The organism is Oceanospirillum beijerinckii DSM 7166 (assembly GCF_000422425.1).
GTDB lineage: Bacteria > Pseudomonadota > Gammaproteobacteria > Pseudomonadales > Halomonadaceae > Oceanospirillum > Oceanospirillum beijerinckii.
This window is the reverse complement of record NZ_KE383830.1, coordinates 39376-45834: the sequence shown is the minus strand read 5'-3', so window position 1 is coordinate 45834 and position 6459 is coordinate 39376. Positions and strand designations below refer to the sequence as shown.

Here is a 6459-nt window from a genome sequence, read left to right as displayed (position 1 = left end):
AAGTTTGGAGCGGGAAACGAGATTCGAACTCGCGACCCCAACCTTGGCAAGGTTGTGCTCTACCAACTGAGCTATTCCCGCAAAACTTGGAGCGTATTATATATATGTCTCCATTACCGTCAATACTTTTATTCAAAAAATCCAAAAAAAATCATTAGGTTAGCCTACATACCTGCTTTCAGTGCCGGCCACGCAGCGTTCAGATACAAAACCATTGACCAGATCGTTAGAATTACGGAGACGTACAACACAGCGACCCCCGCATAAGCTATAGTCGTTCCTGCGGGCACTGCCAATAAAACAAAAATACCCAGCATTTGGAACGCTGTTTTCCACTTTCCAACAGACGATACTGCAACAGTTGTTCTCTCGCCAACTTGCGCCATCCACTCCCTGAGAGCAGAAATAATAATTTCACGCCCAATAATTACCAGGGCGGGCACGGTCATGAGCCAGGAGCCATGAGCTTCAATCAACAAACCCAGGGCAACGGCAACCATTAACTTATCTGCAACGGGATCTAAAAAAGCACCAAAACGAGTAGTTTGATTCCATTTACGGGCCAAATAACCATCCAGCCAATCAGTCCAGGCTGCCAAAGCGAACAATGCCGCTGAATAATAGAAGTTATACTCAACTGGAAGATAAAAAAAGAGCACTATCAAAGGAATAAGACAAATACGAAGAATCGTGAGTAGATTGGGAAGTTTCATGTACTAACTACTGTTCCGGGTGTAAATGATAATAAATTTGTTCGGCCAGACTGGCACTAATGCCTGGCACTTTTGACAATTCCTGCATACTGGCGTTCAACGCTTCTCTCTGGCCTCCAAAGTATCTCAAAATAGCCTGACGCCGTTTCGGCCCTATACCTGGAATCGATTCGAAACGTGAGCGTTTACGGCTATTATCACGTCTTTGTCTATGACTGGTAACCGCAAACCTATGGGCTTCATCACGCACCTGCTCAATCAAATGCAGCGCTTTTGAGTCTCCCGAAAGATCAAACACCTGATCACTGGTTTCCAAGTAAAGAGTTTCAAACCCTTGTTTTCGGGTCGCACCTTTTGATACAGCCAACAGGGTAACACCTGTCACCTTCAATTCTGCAAAAACCTGCTGCGCCTGAGTCAGCTGCCCCTTGCCGCCATCTAAAACCAAAATATCCGGCTTTTTACCCTCACCACTTTCCAATCTCTTATAACGGCGGGTAAGCGCCTGCTTCATCGCCGCATAATCATCCCCAGGAGTAATACCTTCGATATTAAACTTTCGGTACTCACTCTTAATGGGGCCATCTCTGCCTAATACAACACAAGAAGCCACTGGAGACTCACCAGCGCTATGACTGATATCGAAACACTCCAGTCTCTCTGGAGTAAAATTCAGCCCCAATGTTTCTCTCAGTGCCTTAAAACGCCCTTCCAAAGTGCCTTTGCGGGCCAAATGACTGATCAGAGCCTGCTCTGCATTAGTGGTCGCCAACTGCAGCCAACGTGCCCTGTGAGAGCGAACATTACTACTGAGCTGCGTTTTTTTACAGTAGAGACTGTGAATCGCATCCACCAAAGAGTCCGTATCCTGCAACTGTAGATTACAAATCACTTCTGAGGGTACTTCACGATGATTACCCGCCAAATAATATTGACTGATAAAAGCCAATAATGTCTCAGAATCACTCTCTGACAACTGGTCACTGGGAAAATAATGCCGGGAACCCAACACCCGTCCGGCCCTCACGAACAGCACTGACACAGCCAAACCACCTGGACGAGAGACCAAAGCAAAAACATCTGCGTCTCCCTGCTCACCGTAAACGTACTGCTGTTCCTGTACCTTTCGCAGCTGAATAAGCTGATCGCGCAGATGAGCAGCCAATTCAAACTCTAAACCTGCTGCCGCTGAGTCCATCTGTGACTGAATCTGCTCCAGAAGATCATCGCTACGCCCCTGCAGAAAGAGCTTGGCCTTAGCCACATCCTGCTGATAATCCTCAAGACTAATCAGATCAACACAGGGAGCACTGCAGCGCTCAATCTGATGCTGCAAACATGGACGACTGCGATTATTAAAGAAGTTGTCGTCACACTGCCTGAGACGAAATACCTTATGAATCAGGTTCAGTGTTTCTTTGACAGCCCCAGAATTAGGGTAAGGACCAAAAAACTGCCCCGAACGTTTTTTCTTCCCCCGGGTATACTCAATCAGAGGATAGTCGCCACTGCTGATAAAGATATAAGGGTAGGATTTATCATCCCTCATCAGGATATTAAATGAAGGACGATACTGTTTAATCTGAGTCTGCTCCAGCAGCAGAGCCTCAGTTTCACTGGCAGTGACTGTAAATTCAATACGGGCTATCTGTTGCACCAGAGCCTGAGTTTTCATACTCAGACCACTGCTACGAAAATAGCTACTGACTCGATTTTTTAGATTCTTTGCCTTACCAACATACAGGAGTTCATCCTGCTCATCATACATCCTGTAAACACCTGGATGAGTTGATAGAGTTTTCAGGAAGGCTTTTGCATCAAAACTGGACATGCCTAGATAGATTCAGTATCCAGCATATTATGTCGGATCGCCAGATGGGTTAACTCAACATCACTGGAAATTTTTAACTTATCGAAAATTCGGTAACGGTAGGTATTCACTGTCTTAGGACTCAGAAACAGTTTGTCCGATATTTCATTCACTTTATGGCAGTTAACTACCATCAGAGCAATCTGCAATTCGCGGTCAGACAAAATATCAAAGGGGTTCTGGTTACCCGGCATCATCTGCTTAAGCGCCACCTTCTGAGCCACCTCTGAGCTGATATAGTTCTGGCCACGGCTCACCTGACGGATCGCCTGAACCATTTCAGCAGGATCCGTGCCTTTTGACAGATAGCCTGATGCTCCCACCTCAAGAGAACGCACCGCATAAGTCTCTTCAATCAAAGCGGATAACGCGATCACCTTACATTCCGGATGCATACGTACAATCTTACGGGTAGCCTCCAAACCGCCGATGCCCTGCATCTTAATATCCATAAGAACAACATCAGGCTCGGTTTCACGCACCATCTGCACAGCATCTTCACCACTGGCAGCTTCTCCGACAATATCAATCCAATCTTCATCCGCCAACATTTTAGACACTGCTGCTCGCACAATATGATGATCATCAACAATTAGCAGCTTAACCATGCGGACCTCAACTGGAACAAATATTTTGAAAACATAGGCTTATAGATAACACCCGAATAAATGAACTGCAATGACGTTATCTTATTTTTTGCACACAATCGTGAATAAAAATTAACTACCCGACTTCACTGCATGAATGAAATATATGTTAAGCCATAGCGAAAAGAAAGCTCAACTTAACAATACTTTCTCTTGAACCAGCCAGGCAAGCTCCAAATATTATTGATTACCGATCCCATGCTGGCGCAGTTTGTTAGCGATAGTGGTATGAGAAACCCCCAAACGTTTAGCTAACAGTCGTGAACTAGGGTAATCTGGATAGAGTGTAGCCAGAATCTGCCTTTCGATACGCCCGGTAATCTCCCCCCAGCTTCCAGTCATATCCAATTCACTGCTCATACCTGAGTGCAGGGCTGGTAGACGAATATCAGACGTTGCGATTTTTTTACCATCACTGATGGAAACCGCCTGATAAAGCACATTCTCAAGTTGACGTACATTGCCAGGCCAATGGTAGTTTTTCAGTAAAGCTTCAACCTCACTACTCATTGCAGGCAGCTCACAACCTATCTGCTGACACGCTCTGTCAATAAAGCGCCGACTCAAATCAAGAATGCCTTCTTTACAGCTTCTCAGAGCGGGAATAGAAAGGGTTAACACATTTAAACGATGAAACAAGTCCTCTCTAAAACCACCCTGATCACATAACTCCGACAGGTCTTTCTGAGTCGAACAGATAACACGGACATCCACCTGAATTTCATCATCACTTCCCACCCGACGAAAGCGGCCATCCTGAAGAAAACGTAACAACTTAACCTGTAAGTGCGGGCTCATCTCCCCAACTTCATCCAAGAAAATCGTGCCGCTGTTAGAAAGATCCAGTAATCCCAGCTTACCCTCATTGCGAGCCCCTTCAAATGCCTTCGGCGCATAGCCAAACAGTTCACTCTCAGCCAAATTATCAGGTAAGGCTGCACAATTCAGTACCATAAAAGGCGCTCTGCCACGAGGGCTACTCAGATGACAGGCTCTGGCCAGCATCTCCTTACCTGTGCCCGTTTCTCCTTGAATCAGCAAGGGGGCATCAAGGGGGGCCATTCGCTTAGCTTCCCGAATCAACGTCATCATCTTTGGAGCCTGAATCTGCAATGCATCAAAGCCATAATCTTCCGGTTTCTGGATGGCATATAACTTAGCTCCCAAAGATTCAACCGGATGCAAAGAGATCACAGCACCTGCCGCCTCTTTCCCCAATAGCTTATCTTCCAGATAAATAGGGCTGATATCTGCAAGGTAGACATCCCCACGCACCTCGACCCGCACACCATTAAGGCGAGATTCCAGCTTAGGTAACAATGTTTCCAACTCGAGATTTTTAATGCGTTTGCTTAGAGACATACCGGGCGCTTCATCAACCCTAACACCCAGTACTCGACCCGAAGCCACGTTAGCCACTACAACACGGCCATCACTGTCTACGGAAAGCACGGGAATATCCAATGATTGAAGCAAGATATCCAACTCAAAGTGGCGCCGCTCACTGGGAATCAGGTTGATACGACGTACTTTATAAACACCAGCAATCTTTTCCAATCGGACACGCACGCTTTGCAGCTGCATATTCAGCATACCAGGTGTATACAGATAGATTGCATTAACCTTTTCACCACCTGCTTCTGCCCTTACCACATTAATACGGAATTCAACAAAAACTTCCAGAATATCCCGCATAATACCGACACGATTTTGACAAACGATCTCTAAGCGCATAGGTGTTGATCACTCTTTTTCTCATTGTGTAAATCATTTTATACACTATGACCAAGAAAAACATCTTTTGCTTGCTAAAAGACATTACACATTAGAAAAAACCCATTAATCAAACAATGACAGACAAAAAAACTAAATCATAAGGACAAAAAAGGCATACCACTGTGGATATACCTTTTCTCAGAATAACCGTATTTTATAAAATACAGCTGACACCAGTACCTTTCAGGCCACAATAGCCCCCTGGATTCTTTTCCAGATACTGCTGATGATAGGGTTCTGCAAAGTAGAATTCTTTTGCTAATTCAATTTCCGTGCTGATCTCAGGATAACCCTGAGCAGCCAAGCCAGCCTGAAACTGCCGTTGACTATTTAAAGCAACGGCTTTATCAGCCTCATTAAACAGGTAAATAGCTGAGCGATACTGAGTCCCTACGTCGTTACCCTGGCGCATTCCTTGAGTAGGATCGTGATTTTCCCAGAACATTGCCAGCAACGCTTCCAATGTGACCTGATTGGGATCATAAGCTATAGCAACCACTTCTGCATGCCCGGTTTGTCCGCTACAAACCTCATCGTAGCTGGCATAAGGCGTATAACCACCACTGTAACCAACAGCAGTCAGCAACACCCCTTTTTGTTGCCAGAACAAACGCTCTGCCCCCCAGAAGCACCCCATTCCAACCAGCAGCTTATGAGGGTAATGCTCAAAATCGGCTAGCGGTACAGAGAAGAGGGCATGCTCAACCAGTTGAAACGGATAAGCACCTCGGCCCGGCAGAGCGGCCTCTCTGGTCACCATTTTTGTTTTTTCTATGTGAAACATGAATCAGACTCCAGTATGATTTGCAAAAAATTGAAACGAGATAGTGATATGAGTCTAGTGTTAAATGATCAGACAACCTGCCCATGCCAATCAGGACAAAATTTTGATCGATGTTGCGCCCCTTTTATTTCTGGAGAACAGTTACCTGAGACTCCAGGTCAGTTAATGCGTTCCCGTTATACCGCTTACACACAAACCAATATGGATTATCTGGAACAAACAACGCAACCAGCTATGCGCAGCCGCTATGACTTTGAAGACCTGAAAAAATGGGCACAAGACTCGGAATGGCTAGGCCTTAAGATATACGAAGAAAGTCACGAAGGAGATTCAGGCCGTGTTTGTTTTACGGCCCGTTACCGCCAGAAATCCGGTATTATCAATCACTCGGAAGACTCACAGTTTATCCTTGAAGAAGGGCGCTGGTATTTTGTGCATGGCAAGGAGTACACTCCTCCAGCTGAGAAAAGCCAAGGCCGAAACGATCCTTGTTTATGCGGTAGCGGCAAGAAATTTAAAAAGTGCTGTATGAACCAGTAGTTAGAACTCTGTTATCTTTCAGAAACAAGAAACGGAGCTTATGCTCCGTTATTACTATACAACCTAATCCAACACTCAAACGCTCGCCACCATCAAATACCCATCGCCTTTTACCTGCTATAAAAGCGC

Annotated in this window: 6 protein-coding genes and 1 tRNA gene; 1 reads left to right on the top strand and 6 read right to left on the bottom strand. The window is 45.4% G+C overall.

Annotated elements, in window-relative coordinates:
• Positions 1–5 precede the first annotated feature (5 nt).
• From H579_RS0121220 to msrA, 6 genes are all read right to left on the bottom strand, one after another.
• Positions 6–81: transfer RNA gene (locus H579_RS0121220), tRNA-Gly, on the bottom strand.
• A gap of 83 nt (positions 82–164) precedes the next feature.
• Complete coding sequence (pgsA, locus tag H579_RS0121215; protein WP_028302328.1) at positions 165–713, bottom strand: CDP-diacylglycerol--glycerol-3-phosphate 3-phosphatidyltransferase; 549 nt, start codon at positions 711–713, stop codon at positions 165–167.
• 7 nt (positions 714–720) lie between these two features.
• A complete protein-coding gene (uvrC, locus tag H579_RS0121210; protein WP_028302327.1) occupies positions 721–2544 on the bottom strand; it encodes an excinuclease ABC subunit UvrC in 1824 nt (607 codons plus the stop codon).
• Positions 2545–2546: 2 nt separating this feature from the next.
• A complete protein-coding gene (gene uvrY / locus H579_RS0121205) occupies positions 2547–3191 on the bottom strand; it encodes a UvrY/SirA/GacA family response regulator transcription factor (protein WP_028302326.1) in 645 nt (214 codons plus the stop codon).
• 219 nt (positions 3192–3410) lie between these two features.
• Positions 3411–4964, bottom strand: a complete 1554-nt coding sequence (locus H579_RS0121200) for a sigma-54-dependent transcriptional regulator (RefSeq protein WP_028302325.1) — start codon at positions 4962–4964, stop codon at positions 3411–3413.
• Between the two features lie 196 nt (positions 4965–5160).
• Entirely contained in the window at positions 5161–5790 is a 630-nt protein-coding gene (gene msrA / locus H579_RS0121195) for a peptide-methionine (S)-S-oxide reductase MsrA (RefSeq protein ID WP_028302324.1), read from the bottom strand.
• A 48-nt stretch (positions 5791–5838) separates the two neighbouring features.
• Here msrA and H579_RS0121190 point away from each other — a divergent pair, with 48 nt between their 5' ends.
• On the top strand, positions 5839–6330 hold the full coding sequence (locus H579_RS0121190) for a YchJ family protein (RefSeq protein ID WP_028302323.1): 492 nt from the start codon (positions 5839–5841) through the stop codon (positions 6328–6330).
• Positions 6331–6459: the final 129 nt, after the last annotated feature.